Source organism: Vibrio nitrifigilis (assembly GCF_015686695.1).
Lineage (GTDB): Bacteria > Pseudomonadota > Gammaproteobacteria > Enterobacterales > Vibrionaceae > Vibrio > Vibrio nitrifigilis.
This window is the reverse complement of the sequence record NZ_JADPMR010000001.1, coordinates 463,432-486,062: the sequence shown is the minus strand read 5'-3', so window position 1 is coordinate 486,062 and position 22,631 is coordinate 463,432. Positions and strand designations below refer to the sequence as shown.

The window sequence follows — 22,631 nt, the reverse complement described above, 5'->3', positions numbered from 1 at the left end:
GTCGGAAATCACGTGCATGGAACGCAGTTATGCCATTTCAATCCCCGAATACCTTTAGTGATGAACAACTTTCAATCACAGAGCTCAAACAGCAATTAGATTTCTTTGCTGACTACCAAAAAAATCAATTTTTAGCGCGAGACCCAATTTCAGATCTCGTTCATGGACGTTCGCATTACATGGATGAACTCCTGCAACGTTTATGGCACAGCTATGAGTTTGACAAAATTGCAGAAGTTGCTTTAGTTGCTGTGGGTGGTTATGGTCGTGGGGAGCTACATCCCTTATCAGACATTGATATTCTGGTTGTGTCTCAAAAACCATTACCCGAAGAACTTGGCCATAAAATCAGTGAGTTTATTACTTTTCTTTGGGATCTCCGTTTAGAAGTTGGACACGCAGTACGCACTGTACAAGAGTGTTCGGAGATTGGCCGTGAAGACTTAACCGTTGCAACTAATTTGCAAGAAGCTCGTCTACTTTGCGGCTGTGACGATACGTTTTATCGTCTGAAAATGGTCATTCTTTCCGAATCTTTTTGGCCGAGTGAAACCTTCTATCGCGCTAAAATTCAAGAGCAGCGTGAACGCCACGCTCGTTATCATGACACAACCTATAACTTAGAACCGGATATTAAAAACACGCCTGGGGGATTACGCGATATTCATACCCTCAGTTGGGTCGCACGCCGCCATTTCGGCGCCACGTCACTATACGAAATGAGTCGCTACGGATTTTTAACTGACGGTGAATATCGTGAGCTGTTGGAATGTCAGGATTTTTTATGGCGAGTCCGTTTTGCACTGCATTTACAGCTAAAGCGTTATGATAACCGCCTTAATTTTGCCCATCAGGCCCAAGTCGCAGAGTATTTAGGTTTTACAGGCGAGGCCAACCAGCCTGTCGAAATGATGATGAAAGAGTTTTACCGCACCTTACGCCGTGTTGTAGAACTGAATCGAATGCTGCTGATGTTATTTGACCAAGCCATTCTTAATAATGGAGAAGAAGACGAAGCTCAAATTATTGACGAAGATTTCCAACGTCGAGGAAATTGGATTGAAGCGCGTAAGCCAGCATTGTTTCAAGCCCGACCGGAAACCATTTTGGATATGTTTCTCCATATGGCTCACGACTCTTCAATTAGCGGGGTCTCCCCCACTACGATGCGTCAACTTAGAACGGCGCGCCGTCGTCTCAATCGCTTCCTACATACAATTCCGGAAGCGAGAGAAAAATTCATGGAGCTTGTTCGCCACCCAAATGCTCTGCAAAATGCATTTCCACAAATGCATGAGCTAGGCGTTATCGCAACATATCTACCACAATGGAGTCACATTGTTGGACAGATGCAGTTTGACTTATTCCATGTTTACACTGTGGATGAGCACAGCATGCGGTTATTGAAACACATCAATACCTTCAATGATCCGGCTAGTTATGAACGACATCCTATCTGCTGTGAAATTTACCCTCGAACTCAGAAGAAAGAGCTCCTAACACTGGCCGCTATTTTCCATGACATTGGTAAAGGCCGCGGTGGGGATCATTCTGAAATTGGCGCTGTCGAGGCTTACGATTTTTGCCTAGAGCACGGGCTGTCCAAACCTGAAGCTCGTTTAGTGTCATGGTTGGTCCAAAACCATCTGTTGATGTCAGTCACCGCACAACGACGCGATATTTATGATCCTGATGTCATCATTGATTTTGCCAAGAAAGTGCGTGATGAAGAGTATTTAGATGCTCTAGTGTGTTTAACGGTAGCTGATATTTGTGCGACTAATCCCGAGCTATGGAACAGTTGGAAACGAACGCTACTAGCGGAGCTTTACTACTCGACACAACGTGCACTGCGCCGCGGCTTAGAAAACCCGGTTGATGTTCGTGAACGTATTCGTCATAACCAACAAATGGCATCAGCACTATTACGTAAAGAAGGTTACACACCGCAACAAATTGATATGTTGTGGTTACGCTTTAAGGCGGATTATTTCTTGCGCCATACGCATAAGCAAATTGCATGGCACTGCTCTCATTTATTGCGCCTAGACGATCATTCTCAACCCATGATTTTGATCAGTAAAAAACCAACCCGTGGCGGTACGGAAATCTTTGTCTATACCAAAGATCAGCCGGCGTTATTTGCAACTGTTGTTGCTGAGTTAGATCGACGTAACCTTAACGTTCACGATGCGCAAATCATGACAAGCAAAGATGGTTATGTTCTCGATACTTTCATGGTTCTTGACCAAAATGGCGATGCCATCGAAGAAGAAACCCATGAAACCTTAATTAGTCATATAACCAAAGTATTGGCTCTAGGTCCTGCTTCGCTTGCTAAAATGCGCCGTTTACCGCGTAACCTGAAGCATTTCAAAGTAAAAACAACCGTCGACTTTTTGCCTACTCGTAGTCGTAAGAGAACCTTGATTGAACTGGTCGCTCTTGATACTCCAGGATTACTGGCAACCATAGGGGCTACTTTTGCCGAACTGAATTTGGATCTGCACGGCGCCAAAATCACCACTATCGGTGAACGAGCAGAAGACTTGTTTATTCTCACTCGTAATAATGGCGGCAGATTAACCCTAGAAGAAGAGCAAACGCTTAGCCAAGCCTTGATTGACAATATTTCTGAACTCGCGCCAAACTAATACTTCCTACCTCCTGAGTGACCGAGCTCAGGAGGTTTTATACACCGCACACCTAGCACTCATGACCCCATTTCATTCACAGATCGTATTTTTGTGCACTGGATTCCACATGATCTAAGTCAAGAGACTAAGATCTAGCGCGATCATGACCACAAACTCAGCGTTTTTTCTTTATCTGGCTCTATCTGCCACGAAATTTCGCTGCTACATTGGTCATGAAATTATTACTCTTTAACTAAAAATAGAGGTCGCTTATGTTTCCACACCTAAATGGTTTAGGTATTCAAGATCCAACGCTAATTGAACGTTACTCAGTTCGTCAAGAAGCTCAAAAAGATGTCCTCAAAATTTATTTTAAGAAACAGAAAGGGGAATTATTTGCCAAAAGCGTTAAATTCAAGTTTCCTCGTCAGCAAAAAAATGTCTTAGTTGATAGTGGCACTCACCAATACAAATCCATCACTGAAATCAGTAGAAATCTAACGCTAGTCATTGATGAGCTAAACAAAATCACTAAACCGGAAGCTCCACAAGAACAGGATGTTAAAGAGAAAATATTGAGCGATTTACGCCACTTAGAAAAAGTGGTTTCCAGCAAGATTGCTGAAATTGAAGCGGACCTAGCTAAACTGAAATAGTTTAAGCTGTAGAAAAAATAAGGAAGTTTACCAGCAATAAGTTAACTCTTAACTTATTAAGGCACGCGAATGCGCGTGCCTATTATACCCAACCACACCAATGACCAAGCGCTGCGAGACAAATAGCAGAAATCACACCAGCGACAAGATCATCTATCATAATCCCCAATCCACCGTGAACTCGTTTATCAAACCAACAAATAGGCCAGGGTTTTAGCATGTCGAAGAAACGAAAGAGAACAAATCCGGATACGATCCAGTGCCAATCTAACGCAGAAATCCCATAGATAGGTACCACCAGCATGGTTAACCAAAAGCCAGCAAATTCATCCCAAACGATCGAACCATGATCATGTACCTGCATATCGTCCGACGTAATTTGACAAATTTTAATCCCAATAATACTCGCTATAATCACAACGATAATATAGAGCCAAAGTGGTAACTGCCCAAGAAGTAAGAAAAATGGCACCGATGCCAAAGTCCCCATTGTTCCGGGCACAACGGGAGATAAACCACTACCAAATCCTGTGGCTAACAAATGCCATGGATTAGAAAGAGAAAGTCGTTCTTTTGGGTCAAGCATATCTACGCCTTAAAATGATCATAACCAGAAAGCTGCCAATCAACTGGCTTTCCATGATGTAATACTTCAAATATTCCTTGAGTTCGCACTTGGCCAATACATGTCACTAATGTACCAGTATGGGCTAACGCACTCTCTATCGAGCCTCTATTTTCTTCTGGAACGGTAAAACAAAGCTCGTATTCTTCACCACTACTCAGCGCATACTGTTGAGCAACTCTTGAGGAATCACAAAAGTCGAGCAACTCTTTTGAACAGGGTAAATCTTCAACGTTTAAGCTGGCTCCTACTTCAGAACGATGCAGAATATGCCCTAAATCAGCGATCAGACCATCGGATATATCAATCGCTGCAGAAGCAAGATCGAGCAAAGCTTGACCAACTAAAATGCGTGGAGAAGCCAAATAATGGCGTTTTTCTAATTCAGATGCAAAAGGTTTATGACGTTGATTTTCATCTAGAATTACTTCTAATCCAGCCCGACTATCACCCAATTGTCCAGTCACGTAGATCCAATCCCCTATCTGGGCACCATCACGAGTCAACGCATTATCTTCAGGTACAAAACCTTGTACCGTCAAAGTAATACTTAATGGACCTTTGGTCGTATCACCTCCTATCAATTGAATATGATAGTAATTAGCCAATTCAAAAAAAGCATCACAGAAGGATTTTACCCACGGCTCATCAATCGTTGGTAATGTTAACGCTAGAGAAACCCATGCAGGTGTTGCCCCCATAGCAGCTAAATCACTTAAGTTAGAAGCGAGCGCCTTATGAGCAATCCAAGCAGGGTTAGCGTTCGCAAGAAAGTGAGTTCCAGCGACAAGAGTGTCTGTACTTAGCGCTATACGCACATTTTCTGGTGCTTTTACAATGGCACAATCATCTCCTAATGAAAGATGGACATCTTTCCTATTCATTTGACGATCAGATAAGTAAGTTTGAATAAAATCGAATTCGCCGGACATGATATATTCCTAGGCTTCAGGTTACGACAATAGTGTTATACCACGAGATATTAGGTATTTTCAGGCAATAAAAAAGGCCAGCGCATCTGGCTGACCTTTGTATTGTATCGCGAATTACGCCTTTTTGCGTACATGTGGTGCCGCTTTATCAAGCACCCCATTAATGAATTTGTGGCTGTCTTCAGCAGCAAATACTTTCGCTAGTTCAATCGCTTCGTTAATAACCACTTTATATGGTACATCTTCACGGCGAGTCATTTCGTACATAGCTAGACGAAGTAGAGCTAATTCCATCATATCCAAGTCTTGCATTGGGCGAGAGACGAATGGACGTAATTTACTGTCTAACTCTTTGTGGCTAAGCACAACACCAGTCAAAAGATCACGGAAGTACTGAACATCAGTTTCTGGTGCAACTAAAGCAGGCTCAGACGCATGATTTTCTTCTTCATCATACTTACCACCAGAAAGGAATTGTTCTTCAATTGTTGCTACATTTTCATGAGAAATTTGCCATGAATAAATAGCTTGTAGTGCAAATTGGCGTGCATTACGACGTGCGGCTGGTTTCACACTGGCCCCCATTAGGAATCAATTTCAGATAGAACATTAATCATTTCAAGCGCGCTTAGTGCAGCCTCTGCACCTTTATTACCAGCCTTGGTTCCTGCGCGTTCAATCGCTTGATCAATAGTGTCAACAGTCAACACACCAAATGCCACAGGAATGCTGTACTCCAATGAAACGTGTGCCAAACCTTTGTTCATCTCACTACTTACGTATTCGAAGTGTGGTGTACCACCACGGATAACCGTACCAAGAGATATGATTGCATCGAATTTGCCAGTTTTTGCTACGCGCTGTGCAACTAGAGGGAGCTCAACCGCACCAGGGCAACGAACAACAGTGATGTTGTCATCTGCTACTTGACCATGACGCTTCAAAGTATCGATGGCACCAGACAGTAAACTTTCATTAATAAAACTGTTAAAACGAGAAATTACGATTGCAATTTTCGCATTTGGCGCTGGGAAGCCACCTTCGATCACTTTCATAAGCTATCCTTTAAACTCTAATCATCACGTGAGAATCGCCGGATTCTAGCACAAATCTGTGAACTATATCTAATAGTATTTACGCAAAAATAAGGCTTAGGCCCGCCCACAACAGTGAGAAGGCCATAAGTTCGATTTTATTGGCACACGTACTCAACGACGTTAAGACCAAAGCCGGCTAATGCATGATACTTTTTCGTTTCAGAAGAAAGCAAACGCATATTCGTGACGCCTAAATCAGCAAGAATCTGTGAGCCAACACCAACACGACGAGAGGTACCTGGTTTTTTCGCAGAGGTTGGAGCTTCACCTTTATCTTGTTGTTCAAAGGTTTTCACTCGATGCAGAATGAGCTCACTTGTTTCTTCTTTACCAAGAATCACTAATACTCCGCCTTCTTGACCAATACGCTGCATCGCTTTATCCAAACCCCAGCTGCGATCTGAATTACGATTGCTACGTAGCAAGTCGTTGAATGTGTCTTGTAGATGAACCCGAACTAACGGTGTATCTTTCGTTAAATCACCTTTTTTCAATGCATAGTGAATTTGATCATCAATAATGTCGCGGTAAGTGACTAATTCAAAATCACCAAATTCTGTTGGTAAATGGCATTGAGCAACACGTTCAATGGTTGTTTCGGTATTATTACGATATTCAATTAACGCAGCAATCGTACCCAATTTGATACCGTGTTTAGCGGCAAAGACTTCTAGATCCGGACGACGAGCCATCGTGCCGTCTTCATTTAAAATTTCGACAATCACTGCCGCAGGTTCTAACCCCGCCAAACGAGCTAAATCACACCCCGCTTCAGTGTGCCCAGCGCGCATTAGTACGCCACCATCTTGAGCCGCTAGAGGAAAGACGTGCCCAGGTTGAACTAAATCCGATGCTTTCGCGTCTTTTGCAACCGCAGCTTCAACAGTACGCGCACGATCTGCGGCAGAAATCCCCGTAGTGACGCCTTCCGCTGCTTCAATCGAGACAGTAAATGCCGTAGAGAATTGTGCGCCATTGTCTTTGACCATAGGGTTTAAACCCAATTTCAGACAGCGTTCTTTTGTCAAAGTTAAACAGATTAGACCACGACCATGAGTGGCCATAAAGTTAATCGCTTCTGGCGTTACAAACTCTGCCGCCATAATGATATCGCCTTCATTTTCACGGTCTTCATCATCCATCAGGATGACCATTTTACCTTGACGAATATCTTCGATAATTTCTTCAGGCTTACTAATTGTCATGCTTCTTATCCTATTGATTTTTCTATTTGCCTAAGAGACTCGTGCTTAAGCAAAACCATTTTGTTGTAAGAATTCTAGTGTAATACGAGATTCTGGTTGTTCTTCTGCTTGTGGGCCGCGCAATAAACGCTCCATATAACGAGCTAATACATCAACTTCAAGGTTAACTTTACGCCCAACATGAAACTGGTCAATGGTTGTTTCTGCCGTGGTATGAGGCACAATGGTCAATTTAAACGCATTTTTGCGTAAATCATTTACCGTTAAACTAATACCATCGACCGTGATAGATCCCTTTTCGGCGACATATTTAGACAAATCTTCCGGCATTTGAACCCAAAACTCAATCGCACGACCAACGATATTACGTTCAACTATCTGTCCGACACCATCAACATGGCCAGAGACAATATGCCCCCCAAAACGGGTTGTCGGTAACATGGCTTTTTCCAAATTGACAGGATCACCCACTTGGCTATCAGCAAAACTGGATTTCTTTAGTGTTTCTACCGATAAATCCGCGCTATACGAATGATCAGTGAACGCAATCACCGTTAAACAGACGCCGTTGGTTGCAATACTATCGCCCAATTTCACGTCAGACATATCTAGGCTTCCGGTCTCGACGGTCACGGTCACATCCTCGCCTTTTGGTGTGATGGCTCTTAAACGACCTACTGCTTCAACAATTCCAGTAAACATAATTTATTCTTCTTTCCAAATCGGCGTCATAACAACGCGAATATCTGGGCCAACTTGGCGCAGTTCTTTAATATCAAGATCGATGGCCTGTGCCATATCGTTTAAGCCAAGCGCACCAAACAATCCCCGACCATCCGCCCCCATTATTTTAGGAGCCATATAGAGGATAATTTCATCCACTAGCTGCTGTTCAATTAACGATTTTGCTAACGTAGCGCCTGCTTCTACCCAAACATGATTGATGTTGTGTTCAGCAGCAAGCGTTTGGAAAAGTTGGTCTAAGCGCAGTTGATGATGGCTATCGAGTTCAACACAGATATCCGCATCCGTTTCAGCCACAGTGAGTATCGATGAATTAGATTGATACAATTTTAGCTCGGAATGTAACTGGTGAGCACGATCCAAAATCACTCGAACGGGCTGACGCAGCGATGTTTCAGCGTAATGACGTTGGACATCTTGCGGCAATTCAGACCAGCGAACATTGAGCGAAGCATCATCAGCTAATACCGTCTGGCTCGTAGATAATATTGCACTTGCTTGTGCCCGATAATGCTGAACATCTCGACGAGCTTGTGTGGATGTAATCCACTGACTGCGTCCATTCGCGAGTGCCGTTTGACCATCGATACTGGCCGCCATTTTTAGCTGCACAAATGGCTTTCTTGTTTCCATACGCTTCAAAAAGGCTGGATTTAACGCGCGGGCTTCTTGCTCAAGTAAACCGACGTCCACCTCGATACCAGCTTCACGTAACATATTGAAACCACGCCCACCCACCTGAGGGTTAGGATCAGTCATGGCACAAACCACTCTTTTCACTCCAGCATTAATTAACCCTAGAGAGCAAGGTGGAGTACGTCCGTAATGAGAACAAGGTTCTAACGTGACATACGCGGTGGCACCGCGAGCTTTATCACCCGCCATACGCATTGCGTGCACTTCAGCATGAGGCTCCCCCGCTTTCGCATGGAAGCCCTCACCGACAACTTTTCCTTCATGAGCAATCACGCAGCCCACATTAGGATTCGGGGAAGTGGTATAAATCCCGCGCTTGGCTAAACCAATAGCTCGAGACATCATTCGATAATCAAATGGAGTAAACTTTGACATAATTTGAAAGGGATTAATCTTCTAGTTTGGCAATTTCCTCGCCAAATTCACGAACATCCTCAAAACTACGATACACAGACGCAAAACGGATATAGGCGACTTTATCCAAGACTTTGAGTTGTTCCATTACTAAGCTACCGATCATTTCACTCGGTACCTCTCGTTCGCCTGTCGCACGTAACTTCGATTTAATCGTGCTAATAGCAAGTTCAATAGAATCAGCGCTAACCGGACGTTTTTCTAACGCTCGTTGCATGCCACCAACCATTTTATCTTCGTCAAATGGTTCACGGTTGCCGTTCGATTTAATCACTTTAGGCATGACTAATTCAGCCGTTTCAAAGGTGGTAAAACGTTCATGACACGCCAAACATTGACGACGACGGCGCACCTGATGGCCATCAGCCACCAGTCGGGAGTCGATTACTTTTGTATCGCTCGCAGAACAAAAAGGACAATGCATATCACCTCCATCTCACTGAATTCAAGTGTAACGGAATTCAAGAAAGGAAGAAAAGAAAAAGGGGCCCTTTCGACCCCTTTTTAACTGATGTTTAGAGAAAAATGTTAGCTACGCGACAGATAATCAGCTTTACCGACCCATTTATAGCTAGTGAGCTCCTCTAACCCCATTGGTCCACGGGCATGTAGCTTCTGTGTTGAAACAGCAACTTCTGCACCTAAACCAAACTGAGCGCCGTCGGTAAAACGGGTTGAGGCATTGACATAAACCGCAGCTGAACCGGCAGCGTTAATAAAACGTTCTGCATTAGTGAGGTTATTGGTCATTATGGCATCCGAGTGACTAGCATTATGTTCATGCATATGTTCAATCGCTTCTTGCACATCCTTGACGATTTTAACGCCCAAGGTAAAGCTCAACCATTCTGTATCAAAATCACCCTCTATAGCAGCACGTACAGTTGGAGCAAGATTGAACCAAGCTTTAGCTGAATCATCGACCACAAAAGTCACTTTTTCACCGATTTGCTTAATCAATTTTGGTAAAAACTCCGCAGCCACCTGTTGATTAACCAATAGGGTATCGAGTGAGTTACACGCCGATGGACGTTGGGTTTTGGAATTATCCACGACCAAAACAGAACGATCGAGATCCGCACTATCATCAATGTACATATGGCTGATACCAAAACCACCGATAATGACAGGGATAGTACTATTTTCTTTACACATTTTATGTAAACCAGCACCACCACGAGGAATAATCATATCCACGTAATCATCAAGTTTTAGTAATTGAGAAACTAATTCTCTATCAGGCTTTTCAATGTATTGAACCGCTCCTGCTGGAAGCTCTGCTTTATTTAGCGCTGATTGGATAACTTGAACCAGTTCCATATTGGAATAGAACGTCTCTTTACCGCCACGTAGAATGCTTGCATTACCGGTTTTTAGACACAATGCAGCAATATCGATTGTGACATTTGGACGTGCTTCATAGATCACGCCAACCACACCGAGAGGAACGCGGCGACGCGATAAAGACATGCCATTTTCAAGTACTCGACTATCAATTTCACTACCAACAGGATCGTTGAGCGAAATTACATTTCGCACATCACTGGCTATCGCAGCTAGACGCTCTTCAGTCAGTAATAATCGATCGAGCATTGCCTCACTCAAACCGCTAGCTCGCCCGGCAGCAATGTCTTTTTCATTGGCTGCTAAAATGGCCTCAGCATTTGCTTCTAATTCATCAGCAATTAAGGCTAATGCACGATTTTTTTGCGCGGTAGGAGCAATAGCTAATTGAAACGCGGCTTCTTTGGCAGCTTTGCCCATTACTGTTAAATCCACAACTATCTCCTACTGTTATTCTTGAATGATGACCATGTTATCGCGGTGGATGACCTCTGAGCCATGGTCGTAGCCAAGAATGTCATAAATCATTTTACTGTGTTGCCCAGCAATTTTTGCTAATTCTAGACTTGAATATGCCACGATACCACGAGCCATCATATTGCCTGCCGTATCTAACACTCGAACGACTTCACCTCGAGCAAATTCTCCTGCCACACGCACAACACCTTTAGCGAGCAAACTGCTGCCTTTTTCTTCAAGCGCTCTGACTGCACCATCATCAATGGTAATGTCTCCCGATGAAGCGGGACCGGCTAAAATCCAAGTTTTTCTATTCTCTAATGACTCTTCTAGAGGAAGAAAGCGAGTTCCTTGTGGGGTTTCGCTTAATGCATCAAAAATCACATTAGGTGCACGACCAGCAGCGATGATCACTTCCATTCCGGTACGACGCGCAATATCCGCCGCTTGCAGTTTAGTCGCCATGCCGCCAGTACCTAACGTAGTGCCACTATCGCCAGCAATTTTACGCAAAGTGTCATCGATAGTTTTCACTTCTTTGATTAATTCCGCATTGGGATCTTTACGCGGATCGGCAGTAAATAAGCCTTTTTGATCCGTAAGCAATAGCAATTTATCTGCACCGCACAAAATACCCACTAGAGCCGAAAGATTATCATTATCTCCGACTTTAATTTCATTGGTCGCAACGGCATCATTTTCATTCACGATCGGCACAATATCGTGCTCAACTAAAGCATGAATCATATCGCGTGCATTTAAAAAGCGTTCACGGTCTTCTAAATCAGCACGAGTTAACAGCATTTGACCAATTTTAATGCCGTAAATAGAGAACAGACGCTCCCAAGCTTCTATCAACTGGCTTTGCCCTACTGCGGCTAACAACTGCTTGCTAGAGATCGCATTGGGCAGTGCGGGGTAACCAAGGTGTTCACGTCCTGCTGCAATAGCACCAGACGAGACGATCACTACTGAGTGACCTAATTTTTTCAGTTCAGCACACTGACGGGCCAACTCGACCATATGGGCACGGTCAAGGGCCAGTGAGCCACCGGTAAGTACACTGGTACCCAGCTTAACAACGATAGTATGTGTTGTTTTGCCGTTTTGTTGATTTGTAGTCATGATTGCTTCTGTAATGGAAAACATTTAAGAGTGCTTGTTTTAGCAATCCAGCCGTCAATAAACAAGCAAAAAAGGTGCATAATGCACCTTTTTCGTTAAGATCAGATAATTTGAAGATATTCTTGAAAGGCTATTCTACTGCGGAAATAGTTTGTGCAAAGCGCTCTTCTAGCATTTTGTGCAGTTTTTTCTCGAAGTCATCACGCGTACGAATAATCTCAGCCACGTCTTTTTCTGGTGGTTCTTTATTCACCCAATCGCCTGCTTGATTGTACATACCGACGTGATATTGAACTTTAAAACCGGATTCAGTTGTCGTTAGTTCCATCCACCAGCCCCAAAACTCACGTTTTTCAGGTGCTTTTTTATCGTCAATACAGACAGATAGATAGACAGTCAAACCAGTAATAACCATCTTTACACAACTCTTCTCTAACATAAGGGCCGATTGCTTTAAATGCGGCTAGCAGGCGAAAATGAGTCGGTAGCTTCGTCACCTCTGACATTTTTATTCTCCATTTTCAATTGCTGAGAAGACTAAGCTTCTACATTTCAGTTGTTTACAGCATTAGAGTCCACTGTTAAACAAATTCAACCAAATGTCATCGACTAAGTTCATCTTCTAGCCACTTTATCGCTAAATCGAGCGCTTGCTCATATCCTTGTGAAATTGTTTTGCTTTTTATTTGCGTAGCTTTGCCATATTGACTAAAGAGAGCCAGCAATTGGTTATCTGAATGGGGACAAACAGGATCCCCCTCCATCCCTAATGCTAATATAGGCACTTTAGTGCGTCGACTAGATAAAAACCCTTGCACTTTCAATGACCAAGCCATGATTTGCCCCGCCATACTACTAATATCAACAGCGTTTTTTCCTAACCGAGAAGCCAACACATCCAAATACATTTTGGACATTTTCTTCAACTTGTCAGGCGCAACAAACACGTCGTGAATAGGCGCGCCTAAAGTAACACAAGCTTTTACTCTCTCAGGTTCCAAGAAGGATAAACGCGCCATGGCATTACCACCAAATCGAAAACCAACCAAGCCAACACGGCGATGATCCACCCACGGTAAATCATAAAGTTGATGTAAGACTTCTTGATGAAGAATGGACGTATTCTCACTGATGCTCCAGTGGCTGCTTTGGCCAATCGAAGGCATATCAATGGTTAACATTGCGATATCTCGCTGTGCAAAATAGTCACGGAAGAGTCGCCACATATCCGTCTGCAGACTATCTAGCCCGCCACTAACGATAACCACTGGCTTAGGCGTGTCCGTTTTTGCTAAATGCAAATGACCAATGATTTTTTTGCCTTGAAAAGGAAATTCCAGGCGCTTGACAACATACTGGGTTTGTTTAGCGCCTTCTTGATAGGCAGTATTCGCTAAGTTTTGCGCCTGCAACGCCAAACTATCATTTTTTAAATGCGGGTAACCGGCAATGCTGTAACACAATGCCGCGTTAAACCATTCGTCAGCGGCTACTTCACCTTCGTTATTTTTAGCACGTTGCTGATGACGCATTCCCAAGCGATTCCACTCAAATGTCCAATTCCCGCTGTGGTAGCCCATCACTGTATCGAGCCAAGTATCGACCGTACGTGAGTGTTTGGATGCAGCAATTCGAGCTAAAACTTCTTCTTGTTCAACAGGATCAATCCCCTGCCATATCCATTGCAGGCGTCTTAAATTTCGATACCAAGCAAAACCTTCCTCTTCCCGCTTTTTGCGCAGCAATTCAACGCTACTGGGTAAATAATTCGCTAATGCGGAGGTTTCTTTAGCTTGTTTATGCTTTCTAAATAACGTTTCAGAAAGGTTTTTACTTTGTTCTTCAGGCATATCAACGCGTCTCGTCGATGGAATAATGTTTTAGGCGCAAACCGAAAATCGTTCATCTAATTGCAGATAAGGTTATCCCGAGTACAACCTAACTGTCTATGATCCCGATTACGTTCATGATGACAATTACGTAACTCGGCAAAAGATACCAAAAAAAAATGGCCCTTAAGGGCCATTTCTTATAGGAAAGATTATCTTTATTTTTGCTTACGGTTGATTGGCTCAACGAAAGACAAAGATAGATCCCACGGCTGCTCAATCCAAGTATCTTGAGCAATATCAACAATGTATTGATCAACGAGATCTTTACCTGCAGGTTTAGCACAAACAGTCACAAATTTCGCTTTTGGGTACATTTCGCGGATTTTACGAGCAGTGTCGCCACTATCGACCAAATCATCAACGATCAAGTAACCTTCACCGTCGTGATCCGGTGCTTTAACTACTGTCATCTCATGCTGGTGATCGTGGTCGTAGCTAGAGATACACACAGTATCAACATAGCGAATACCTAATTCACGAGCGAGAATAGCAGCAGGAACCAAGCCACCACGGCTTACACCTAGGATACCTTTCCATTGTTCTGCAGGCATTTGAAGTTCAGCAAGCTGACGGCAGTACGCCTGCATATTGTCCCAAGTGATAACGAATTTTTTGCTCATTTGTATAACCTAAATTTGTAAAGTGTTGTATCTCTTATCCAAACGCATATTTCACGGCAAATACAATTGCCATGAACCAAACACTGACAGACACTTCGCGAGCTTTGCCACTTAATAGTTTGATGAGTGCATAAGAAATGAAACCAAAAGAGATACCCTCAGCAATTGAGTATGTCATTGGCATCATGATACATGTAACGGCAGCAGGTGCCGCTTCTGTTAGATCATGCCAATCGATATCAGCAAGACCAGAAAGCATTAGAACAGATACATACAGCAGCGCACCAGCTGTTGCATAAGCAGGGATCATTCCTGCAACTGGAGAGAAGAATAATGCAAGCAGGAACAAAATGCCAACAACAACTGCAGTTAAACCAGTACGGCCACCAGCGGCAACGCCCGCAGTACTCTCTACGAATGACGTCGTGTTTGAGGTACCAAATAGCGCGCCGATAGACGTTGCGGTTGAGTCAGCAAGTAGAGCGCGGTTTAACCGTGGTAATTTGCCGTCTTTATCAACCAAGCCCGCTTTAGTCGCGACGCCCATTAAAGTACCAGCCGTATCAAAAAGGTCGACAAATAGGAAAGCGAATACAATTGAAATCATCCCAACTTGGAATACACCTGCGAAATCCAACTGAAGGAAAGTGGGTGCAATGCTTGGTGGCGCAGAAAAAATACCGTGGTATTGAACGTCGCCTAGCAAAATGCCAAGAACAGTAACAATCAAGATTGAAATCATAACTGCGCCAGGAACTTTACGGTTCACCAAACCTACGGTAATGAAGAAGCCTGCAGCTGCCAGCAAACATTTCATTGAAGTGATATCACCTAATGAAATCAAAGTCGCTGGGTTATCAACGATAATGCCTGCACTTTGTAGCGCGATAAACGCCAAGAACAAGCCAATCCCCGAAGATATACCCATACGAAGAGACATAGGTATCGAGTTAATAATCCATTCACGAATGCGGAACAAGCTTAGTAGGATAAAAAGTACACCAGAACAGAATACTGCTGCTAGCGCTACTTCCCATGAGTAATGCATTCCTTTAACAACAGCAAAAGTAAAGAATGCATTGAGTCCCATACCAGGCGCTAATGCAATTGGGTAATTAGCAATAAAGCCCATGATAAAGCAGCCAGCAGCAGCAGCTAAACACGTTGCTACGAATACGGCTCCACGATCCATCCCTGTTTCAGATAAAATCGCTGGGTTCACAAAAATGATGTATGCCATTGTCAGGAAGGTAGTTAATCCTGCAATGATCTCAGTGCGCACGCTAGTCCCGTGTTCACCGAGTTTAAAGAGTTTTTCCAGCATGTTCGATTCCTATAAAGGTAAAATTAGTAAACGGTTGCGTAATCGATTGGGCGCCGATTATAAAGTCATAATTTCACAAATTCCAGATGGAATTGGTTGCGCATCACATTTTTCGCAGAAAACCATGCAAACAATCAGCGCAATATTCACACGATTTAGAATATTAGCACCAATTTCTGGTGCAATAACAACACAATTGGCTCCTGACCAACTAATCAACATTTGTTTCTCTCTGTTGTCAGAAAATTTTTTAAAATGTGCGGCAAGTCGCTACTTAATTATCAAAGAGCGAAGAAATCTTAGCGGTAAACTACGGTGATAATTTGCTTCTATCTGGTACCAACACTTTATATTAACTGGTACTAAGTTTGGCCCCATTTTCTCGCTACCATGAGCCTATAGAACCAAGTAACAAGCAGATTGATAAATCCTTGCTATCGATGCGTTCACATTAAGGGAAATAATCATCTGAGTGGGAAGTTGCCCATTCAATGTTATTTGACATCATGAGCTATGAAATAAGGACATACATCATGACAAATATGGAATGGCAAAGCCGTAAAGAAAAAGTGATTTGTAAAGGTGAAGCAAACCTTGCACCGATCTACGCTGCCAAAGCAAAAAACGCGATCATCACTGACATCGAAGGTAATGAATATATCGACTTTGCTGCTGGCATCGCAGTAAATAACACTGGTAACTCTCACCCTCGAATCGTCGCAGCAGTTAAAGCTCAGCTAGAAAACTTTAGCCATACCTGCTCAACAGTTGTTCCTTACACTAGCTTTGTTGAACTCGGTGAAGGTGTCGTTGAAGCAGCACCTGGTGATTTTGCTAAAAAAGCGGCATTTCTTACCACTGGCTCTGAAGCTGTAGAAAACGCCATTAAATTTGCTCGCCACTACACAGGGCGCCCAGGTGTGATTGCCTTTAAAGGCGGCTTCCATGGTCGTACTAATATGTGTATGGGTCTAACAGGAAAAGTGAACCCTTATAAAGCTGGGTTTGGCCCCTTCCCAAACAACATATACCACCTACCATACCCTAACGAGTATCATGGTGTGACAGAGCAAGAAAGCTTATCTGCGATTGATGATTTATTTGCTTGTGATATCGAACCGTCACAAATTGCAGCGATCATTTTTGAACCTATCCAAGGTGAAGGAGGCTTCTATCAAGCACCTGCTTCTTGGGTAAAAGAGATCCGAGCTCTATGTGATAAACATGGCATTGTCATGATCTGTGACGAAATCCAAAGTGGTTTTGCTCGTACAGGTAAAATGTTTGCTTGTGAATATTATGATGTGGTTCCAGATCTTATCACTATTGCCAAAGGCCTCGGTGGCGGTTTCCCTATTTCAGGTGTTGTTGGTCGTGCAGAAATCATGGATCATCCTCAAGCTGGCGGTATTGGCGGAACATATGCTGGTAACGCACTGGCATGTACCGCTGCTGTTGAAGTGTTAAAAGTCATCAAAGAAGAACAGCTGTGTGAACGTGCACAACATATTGGCTTGCTGTTCAAAGAACAGCTAGAAAGCATGCAACGTGATATTCCTCAAATTGGAGATATCCGCCAAGTTGGTTTAATGGTTGCTGTTGAATTTAATGACCCAGAAACGGGCGCCCCATTAGCAACCCTTACCAAACAGTTGGTGAAAAAAGCCAATGAAAATGGCCTAATCTTGCTGTCATGTGGTGTCAAAGGTAATGTGGTACGTTTCTTACCTCCATTAACGATTGAAACTGAGTTAGTAGTGAAAGGATTAGAGATTGTAAAAACTCAACTTTTAGATCTCACCAAATAACGATCTAAAATACATTCCCAACATCATATTAAAGACATTTAAGGCAGTGAATCATCACTGCCTTTTCTTTATACCCAAATGACCTCAAGATGCAGGATTCAGAGCTTCATCAACGAGCCTAGGTCAAGCTCAATCACTTTTCTTACAGGCAAAAAAAACGCCACCTCATAGTGAGCTGGCGGTGAATTATGATAAGTCCAATTGGACTTTCAAAGAATTCCAATAATTAGGGGTGAACAAACTGTTCGAGTCACAAGTCTTGGGGGGTAACCTCGACTTGAGGAACAGTGACGCTAAGCTGCAAACGGTCAATTCGCCTTAACACCACTGGGTAAACCTTTGAAGATCGTAAGAAATCAAACCCTACGATTGATCTCTCAACTTCCTTAAATGATCTTCTGACTCGTCCATTGAGCTTTAACTTCAACATCGAAGTTGGTTATAAATATACCACAGAGAAAATTTATTACAAGAGTTACGGTGATAAAAATCACATATATTTCATTTTTTGATTTATATCAATTTTATTCTGTAATTTAATTACAGAATTTAATACTTTATATGACTAAAAAACATCAAAATAGATCATGAGGATACATATCGTTTCATAATGGAATGATCTTTGTCCCACAAAGTGAGGTCATCAATCTCGCTTTTTAAAACTACTCCCATTACTAGCACAGTGGTATGCTGTAACCGATATACCCAAGTCACTTCTACACATCGAATTGAATCACTGGATTGAAGTAGCACTTTTTTCCTCAATAAGAGCAAAACGAAGTCGTTTGGTTATGTAAACCATCTCTTTTTTAGATCAGCAAGATTAAGATCTAAGACGAATACACATTTAGGAGTTATCTGTGTCTGAATTCCATTCTGAAATAAGCCAGCTGTCGCCTGCCCCTGTATGGCAATTTTTTGACAAAATCTGTTCTATTCCCCACCCGTCGAAACACGAAGAGCAACTGGCTCAATTCATTGTTGATTGGGCGACCAGCGAAGGATTAGAAGTTCGCCGTGATAACACGGGTAACGTTTTTATTAAAAAGCCTGCGACCACAGGCATGGAACACAAGAAAGGGGTTGTTCTTCAAGCGCACATCGATATGGTGCCGCAAAAAAATGAAGATACAGACCATGATTTTACGAAAGATCCAATTCAACCATATATTGATGGGGAATGGGTAACAGCCAAAGGCACAACTCTTGGTGCCGATAATGGGATTGGCATGGCAACATGTTTAGCTGTTCTTGCATCAAAAGACATCAAGCATGGTCCTATCGAAGTTCTGCTTACTATTGATGAAGAAGCAGGTATGACCGGCGCGTTTGGGCTTGAAGCCGGTTGGTTAGAAGGCGATATTCTTCTGAACACCGATTCAGAACAAGAAGGTGAAGTTTACATGGGCTGTGCTGGCGGTGTAGATGGAGCACTTGGTTTTTCTATCCAACGTGAAGCCATTCCTGCAGGTTACGTAACTCGTAAAATCGTATTAAAAGGCCTAAAAGGTGGTCACTCTGGTGCCGACATTCACACAGGGCGTGCCAATGCTAATAAACTTTTAGCCCGTTTCTTTGCCGATCACACAGCAGGGTTAGATCTGCGCTTAATTGATTTTAATGGCGGTACATTACGTAATGCAATTCCTCGCGAAGCTTTTGCCACAGTAGCTGTCGCAGCAGACTCTCAAGCGGTTTTAGACAAAGCTCTTAACGCTTATACGCTACTCATTCAAGAAGAGTTGCATAAGATTGAAACAAACATCATCACACTCAATGAAACCATTGACACTGAACAAAATGTGTTTACTCAGGAGTCTCAAGCTACCTTTATCGCAGGGCTAAATGCTTGTCCAAACGGTGTTATGCGTATGAGTGATGAAATTCCTGGAGTGGTAGAAACATCATTGAACGTTGGTGTAGTTACTACTGAGCAAGATAAAGTCACCGTATTGTGCCTTATCCGCTCTTTAATTGACTCTGGACGTATCCAAATTGAAGGGATGCTGACATCTATCGCTCAACTATCAGGCGCGACCATCGAATTAGCTGGTGCTTATCCTGGTTGGAAACCCGATGCTGACTCTGACATTATGCATTTATTCCGCGATATGTACCAAGGTATCTACGGACACAAACCGAATATCATGGTTATTCATGCGGGCCTAGAATGTGGCTTGTTTAAGAAACCTTACCCAGAAATGGATATGATTTCATTCGGCCCAACGATTAAATTCCCTCACTCTCCTGATGAAAAAGTGAAAATTGATACGGTAGGATTGTTCTGGCAACAGATGGTTTCTCTTCTAGAGCACATCCCAGCGAAAGCATAAATCACTGCGACGCTACCCTACTTCAAACCGAGGCATACATAGTCTCGGTTTTTTATTATCACCTTGTCATTTCAATCCGTTTCCCTAACGCCTATTACAATCAAGATTGATAAAATAATTTTGTCGAAACGAACGATATTTTTCATTAGTCGTCATAAACTTATTACTGTTAGAGTCCGCGCCTTTAGACGTACACTTCACAGGTGCAAAGCAGTCTATCAACTCACGTTACGCTACATTTTAGTAATGAAAACAAATAGTCCTTTAAGTAGAAAAGACATGGCAATGACAGAAAAAATGATGGTTGGATGGCGAGAAACCTTAAGCCTACCCAGTTTAGGCATTGAAAAAATCAATGCAAAAATCGATACCGGAGCAAAAACGTCTTGTTTACATGCTTTTAAAGTCGAACCTTTTACCCGCGATGAACAACCTTGGGTACGCTTTTCGATGCATCCTATTCAGCGTGACGACTCTTTGGTTGTGGAATGTGAAGCGCCGGTCGTAGATGAACGCGTTGTTCGTGATTCTGGCGGCCATGAAGAAAAACGTTATGTTATTGTCGCGACCATTGAATTAGGCCAGCAACGTTGGGAAGCTGAAATCACTCTCACCAACCGAGAAAATATGGCATTTCGTATGCTCTTGGGACGAACCTCTATGCATCATCGCATCACTGTCGATCCCGTCGCGTCTTTTTTAATTCCATTTAAGGAAACAAAATAATGAAAATTGGTATTCTATCGCGTAACGCTTCGCTTTATTCCACTAAACGTTTGATTGAAGCGAGCAAACAGCGTGGCCATGAAGTAAAAGTCATTGATGCGCTGCGTTGTTATATGAATATCAATTCCGAGCAGCCAGAAATTCACTGTAAGGGTGAACAATTGTCTGATATCGATGCTGTGATTCCACGTATTGGTTCATCAGTCACATTTTACGGCACTGCGGTGTTGCGCCAGTTTGAAATGATGGGTGTTTACCCAGTTAATGAATCAGTGGCGATTAGCCGTTCACGTGACAAACTACGCTCAATGCAACTATTATCACGTAAAGGTATCGGTATGCCGATCACTGGTTTTGCCAGCAAACCCGATGATGTGAAAGATCTATTAGACATGGTTGGCGGCGCTCCAGTGGTGATCAAGCTACTTGAGGGAACTCAAGGTATCGGTGTCGTACTGGCTGAAACTCGCACGGCTGCCGAAAGTGTTATCGAAGCCTTTATGGGTTTAAAAGCCAATATCATGGTGCAAGAATACATTAAAGAAGCTGGCGGAGCTGATATTCGCTGCTTTGTTATAGGTGATAAAGTCATTGCATCAATGAAACGCCAAGGTGCCGAAGGCGAATTTCGTTCTAACTTACACCGCGGCGGAAGTGCTTCTCTCATCAAAATCACACCACAAGAGAGAAAAACCGCAGTTGAAGCGGCAAGAGTGATGGGACTGAATGTGGCTGGTGTTGACTTACTCCGTTCAGCTCGCGGCCCACTGGTGATGGAAGTAAACTCATCACCTGGCCTTGAAGGAATAGAAGCTGCAACTGGCAAAGACATTGCTGGGATGATCATTGAATTCATTGAAAAGAATGCAGCGAAAAAAGGAACCAAGACACGTGGAAAAGGCTAAGATAAGGCACAAAAATACCGCATATCAACTTTTGGGGGAATCCGTTCCCCCAGCTAGTCGAATGGTAATAGAGCTTGAGGGAGCAAAACTTTATACTCACTCACCACTTTCTATTCCAATCGAAGTCATCAATGGGGCACAAAAAGGCCCAGTGATGATGGTGAATGCCGCCATTCATGGCGATGAACTCAATGGTGTAGAAATTGTTCGTCAACTGGTAAACAGCATTGATGAAAACAAATTGAAAGGAACACTCATTGCTGTTCCTATAGTGAATGTATTTGGATTTATTCACAAATCTCGCTATCTGCCTGACCGCCGAGATCTTAACCGCTGCTTTCCTGGCAGCGATAAAGGCTCACTTGCCTCCCGTATGGCGTATACGTTCTTTTCTCAAGTCGTCACTCAATGCCAATATATTATTGATCTTCACACTGGTGCGATTCACCGTACTAATCTGCCTCAAATTCGTGCCGACCTAAGCAGTCCAGAAACGTTAAGAATTGCTAAAGCTTTCGGAACGCCAGTAACCATAGATTCTCCATTACGTGGAGGCTCATTGCGTAGCGAAGCGGAAAAATGTGGGATTAATGTTCTCACTTACGAAGCAGGTGAAGCTCTGCGCTTTGATCCCTTGGCTATTCATGCTGGCGTGATGGGCATTAAACGTACCATGCAAGAAATTGGTATGTTACGAAAAAGTCGCCGAAAAACACCAGAAACTTTCATAGCTAAATCGACCAGTTGGACCAGAGCGGAATCCGACGGCATTGTACGAACCGTCGTTCAGTTAGGTGATAAAGTTGAAAAAGGGCAAATTCTTGCTTACGTCAATGCACCACTGGGTAAAGCTAAAGTTGAACTTAAAGCCAGTAAAGGTGGCATTATTATTGGCCAACAAACTTTACCACTGGTTAACGAAGGGGATGCCATTTTTAATATTGCGAACTTCTCTCAAGATGACGACAAAGTTGAGCAGTTGGTGGAAGATTTTATCGAAGATATTAGCGACATGGATTTAGAGCCCCTTACAACAGGACACTTACAGCTAGGCAGTTAATGCCTGATTTTTAAGTCACTAGGCTCAGTG

At 43.1% G+C, this 22,631-nt stretch carries 20 protein-coding genes and 1 pseudogene; 7 read left to right on the top strand and 14 right to left on the bottom strand.

Annotated features, from left to right (window positions below; genetic code table 11):
- Nucleotides 1-29 precede the first annotated feature (29 nt).
- Together glnD and I1A42_RS02105 are read left to right on the top strand one after the other, a co-directional pair.
- On the top strand, nt 30-2,654 hold the full coding sequence (gene glnD, locus I1A42_RS02110; RefSeq protein ID WP_161152986.1) for a bifunctional uridylyltransferase/uridylyl-removing protein GlnD: 2,625 nt from the start codon (nt 30-32) through the stop codon (nt 2,652-2,654).
- A 254-nt stretch (nt 2,655-2,908) separates the two neighbouring features.
- A complete protein-coding gene (locus tag I1A42_RS02105; protein ID WP_161152987.1) occupies nt 2,909-3,292 on the top strand; it encodes a DUF3461 family protein in 384 nt (127 codons plus the stop codon).
- An 82-nt stretch (nt 3,293-3,374) separates the two neighbouring features.
- On the opposite strand, the gene pgpA is transcribed toward I1A42_RS02105, so the two are convergent.
- The 14 genes and pseudogenes from pgpA to I1A42_RS02035 all read right to left on the bottom strand — a co-directional run bounded on the left by pgpA (nt 3,375) and on the right by I1A42_RS02035 (nt 15,769).
- The gene (gene pgpA, locus I1A42_RS02100; RefSeq protein WP_161152988.1) at nt 3,375-3,878 is read right to left on the bottom strand and encodes a phosphatidylglycerophosphatase A; all 504 of its coding nucleotides are present in this window, start codon (nt 3,876-3,878) and stop codon (nt 3,375-3,377) included.
- A 2-nt stretch (nt 3,879-3,880) separates the two neighbouring features.
- Complete coding sequence (gene thiL / locus I1A42_RS02095; RefSeq protein ID WP_196122531.1) at nt 3,881-4,849, bottom strand: thiamine-phosphate kinase; 969 nt, start codon at nt 4,847-4,849, stop codon at nt 3,881-3,883.
- A 114-nt stretch (nt 4,850-4,963) separates the two neighbouring features.
- On the bottom strand, nt 4,964-5,434 hold the full coding sequence (nusB, locus tag I1A42_RS02090; RefSeq protein ID WP_161152990.1) for a transcription antitermination factor NusB: 471 nt from the start codon (nt 5,432-5,434) through the stop codon (nt 4,964-4,966).
- Nucleotides 5,434-5,904: a 6,7-dimethyl-8-ribityllumazine synthase gene (gene ribH / locus I1A42_RS02085; RefSeq protein WP_161152991.1), complete on the bottom strand. Its 471-nt coding sequence runs from the start codon at nt 5,902-5,904 to the stop codon at nt 5,434-5,436. Before ribH ends, nusB begins: the two co-directional genes overlap by 1 nt.
- A 137-nt stretch (nt 5,905-6,041) precedes the next feature.
- Nucleotides 6,042-7,151, bottom strand: a complete 1,110-nt coding sequence (gene ribBA, locus I1A42_RS02080; protein WP_161152992.1) for a bifunctional 3,4-dihydroxy-2-butanone-4-phosphate synthase/GTP cyclohydrolase II — start codon at nt 7,149-7,151, stop codon at nt 6,042-6,044.
- 45 nt (nt 7,152-7,196) lie between these two features.
- Nucleotides 7,197-7,853, bottom strand: coding sequence for a riboflavin synthase (locus tag I1A42_RS02075; protein ID WP_161152993.1), 657 nt, complete (start codon nt 7,851-7,853; stop codon nt 7,197-7,199).
- Nucleotides 7,854-7,856: 3 nt separating this feature from the next.
- Complete coding sequence (ribD, locus tag I1A42_RS02070; protein WP_196122529.1) at nt 7,857-8,966, bottom strand: bifunctional diaminohydroxyphosphoribosylaminopyrimidine deaminase/5-amino-6-(5-phosphoribosylamino)uracil reductase RibD; 1,110 nt, start codon at nt 8,964-8,966, stop codon at nt 7,857-7,859.
- Nucleotides 8,967-8,979: 13 nt separating this feature from the next.
- Complete coding sequence (nrdR, locus tag I1A42_RS02065) at nt 8,980-9,429, bottom strand: transcriptional regulator NrdR (protein WP_161152995.1); 450 nt, start codon at nt 9,427-9,429, stop codon at nt 8,980-8,982.
- 104 nt (nt 9,430-9,533) lie between these two features.
- Nucleotides 9,534-10,784 (bottom strand): glutamate-5-semialdehyde dehydrogenase, encoded by a 1,251-nt coding sequence (locus tag I1A42_RS02060; RefSeq protein WP_196122527.1) that lies wholly within the window; start codon nt 10,782-10,784, stop codon nt 9,534-9,536.
- Nucleotides 10,785-10,799: 15 nt separating this feature from the next.
- Nucleotides 10,800-11,933, bottom strand: a complete 1,134-nt coding sequence (gene proB / locus I1A42_RS02055) for a glutamate 5-kinase (protein WP_196122525.1) — start codon at nt 11,931-11,933, stop codon at nt 10,800-10,802.
- 130 nt (nt 11,934-12,063) lie between these two features.
- A pseudogene (crl, locus tag I1A42_RS02050) lies at nt 12,064-12,439 on the bottom strand (sigma factor-binding protein Crl).
- Nucleotides 12,440-12,535: 96 nt separating this feature from the next.
- On the bottom strand, nt 12,536-13,783 hold the full coding sequence (gene frsA, locus I1A42_RS02045) for an esterase FrsA (RefSeq protein WP_196122523.1): 1,248 nt from the start codon (nt 13,781-13,783) through the stop codon (nt 12,536-12,538).
- 197 nt (nt 13,784-13,980) lie between these two features.
- On the bottom strand, nt 13,981-14,445 hold the full coding sequence (gene gpt / locus I1A42_RS02040) for a xanthine phosphoribosyltransferase (protein WP_161153000.1): 465 nt from the start codon (nt 14,443-14,445) through the stop codon (nt 13,981-13,983).
- Between the two features lie 34 nt (nt 14,446-14,479).
- A complete protein-coding gene (locus tag I1A42_RS02035; protein WP_161153001.1) occupies nt 14,480-15,769 on the bottom strand; it encodes an NCS2 family permease in 1,290 nt (429 codons plus the stop codon).
- Nucleotides 15,770-16,302: 533 nt separating this feature from the next.
- On the opposite strand from I1A42_RS02035, the gene gabT reads away from it, so the two are divergent.
- From gabT to I1A42_RS02010, 5 genes are all read left to right on the top strand, one after another.
- Entirely contained in the window at nt 16,303-17,577 is a 1,275-nt protein-coding gene (gene gabT, locus I1A42_RS02030; RefSeq protein WP_196122521.1) for a 4-aminobutyrate--2-oxoglutarate transaminase, read from the top strand.
- An 860-nt stretch (nt 17,578-18,437) separates the two neighbouring features.
- Nucleotides 18,438-19,910, top strand: coding sequence for an aminoacyl-histidine dipeptidase (locus tag I1A42_RS02025; RefSeq protein WP_161153003.1), 1,473 nt, complete (start codon nt 18,438-18,440; stop codon nt 19,908-19,910).
- Between the two features lie 285 nt (nt 19,911-20,195).
- Nucleotides 20,196-20,636, top strand: a complete 441-nt coding sequence (locus I1A42_RS02020; protein ID WP_161153004.1) for an ATP-dependent zinc protease family protein — start codon at nt 20,196-20,198, stop codon at nt 20,634-20,636.
- A complete protein-coding gene (gene rimK / locus I1A42_RS02015; protein WP_161153005.1) occupies nt 20,636-21,541 on the top strand; it encodes a 30S ribosomal protein S6--L-glutamate ligase in 906 nt (301 codons plus the stop codon). The genes I1A42_RS02020 and rimK overlap by 1 nt, the downstream gene beginning before the upstream one ends.
- Nucleotides 21,501-22,601, top strand: a complete 1,101-nt coding sequence (locus I1A42_RS02010; RefSeq protein WP_196122519.1) for a succinylglutamate desuccinylase/aspartoacylase family protein — start codon at nt 21,501-21,503, stop codon at nt 22,599-22,601. Before rimK ends, I1A42_RS02010 begins: the two co-directional genes overlap by 41 nt.
- The last annotated feature ends 30 nt before the right edge of the window (nt 22,602-22,631 follow it).

Coding starts and splice junctions, on each gene's coding strand:
- thiL (WP_196122531.1), bottom strand. CDS start 4,849: ATGTCCGGCGAATTCGATTTTATTCAAACTTACTTATCTGATCGTCAA.
- ribD (WP_196122529.1), bottom strand. CDS start 8,966: ATGTCAAAGTTTACTCCATTTGATTATCGAATGATGTCTCGAGCTATT.
- nusB (WP_161152990.1), bottom strand. CDS start 5,434: ATGGGGGCCAGTGTGAAACCAGCCGCACGTCGTAATGCACGCCAATTT.
- I1A42_RS02035 (WP_161153001.1), bottom strand. CDS start 15,769: ATGCTGGAAAAACTCTTTAAACTCGGTGAACACGGGACTAGCGTGCGC.
- gabT (WP_196122521.1), top strand. CDS start 16,303: ATGACAAATATGGAATGGCAAAGCCGTAAAGAAAAAGTGATTTGTAAA.
- I1A42_RS02020 (WP_161153004.1), top strand. CDS start 20,196: ATGACAGAAAAAATGATGGTTGGATGGCGAGAAACCTTAAGCCTACCC.
- nrdR (WP_161152995.1), bottom strand. CDS start 9,429: ATGCATTGTCCTTTTTGTTCTGCGAGCGATACAAAAGTAATCGACTCC.
- glnD (WP_161152986.1), top strand. CDS start 30: ATGCCATTTCAATCCCCGAATACCTTTAGTGATGAACAACTTTCAATC.
- ribBA (WP_161152992.1), bottom strand. CDS start 7,151: ATGACAATTAGTAAGCCTGAAGAAATTATCGAAGATATTCGTCAAGGT.
- pgpA (WP_161152988.1), bottom strand. CDS start 3,878: ATGCTTGACCCAAAAGAACGACTTTCTCTTTCTAATCCATGGCATTTG.
- I1A42_RS02105 (WP_161152987.1), top strand. CDS start 2,909: ATGTTTCCACACCTAAATGGTTTAGGTATTCAAGATCCAACGCTAATT.
- frsA (WP_196122523.1), bottom strand. CDS start 13,783: ATGCCTGAAGAACAAAGTAAAAACCTTTCTGAAACGTTATTTAGAAAG.
- gpt (WP_161153000.1), bottom strand. CDS start 14,445: ATGAGCAAAAAATTCGTTATCACTTGGGACAATATGCAGGCGTACTGC.
- rimK (WP_161153005.1), top strand. CDS start 20,636: ATGAAAATTGGTATTCTATCGCGTAACGCTTCGCTTTATTCCACTAAA.
- proB (WP_196122525.1), bottom strand. CDS start 11,933: ATGACTACAAATCAACAAAACGGCAAAACAACACATACTATCGTTGTT.
- I1A42_RS02010 (WP_196122519.1), top strand. CDS start 21,501: ATGCAGCGAAAAAAGGAACCAAGACACGTGGAAAAGGCTAAGATAAGG.
- I1A42_RS02075 (WP_161152993.1), bottom strand. CDS start 7,853: ATGTTTACTGGAATTGTTGAAGCAGTAGGTCGTTTAAGAGCCATCACA.
- ribH (WP_161152991.1), bottom strand. CDS start 5,904: ATGAAAGTGATCGAAGGTGGCTTCCCAGCGCCAAATGCGAAAATTGCA.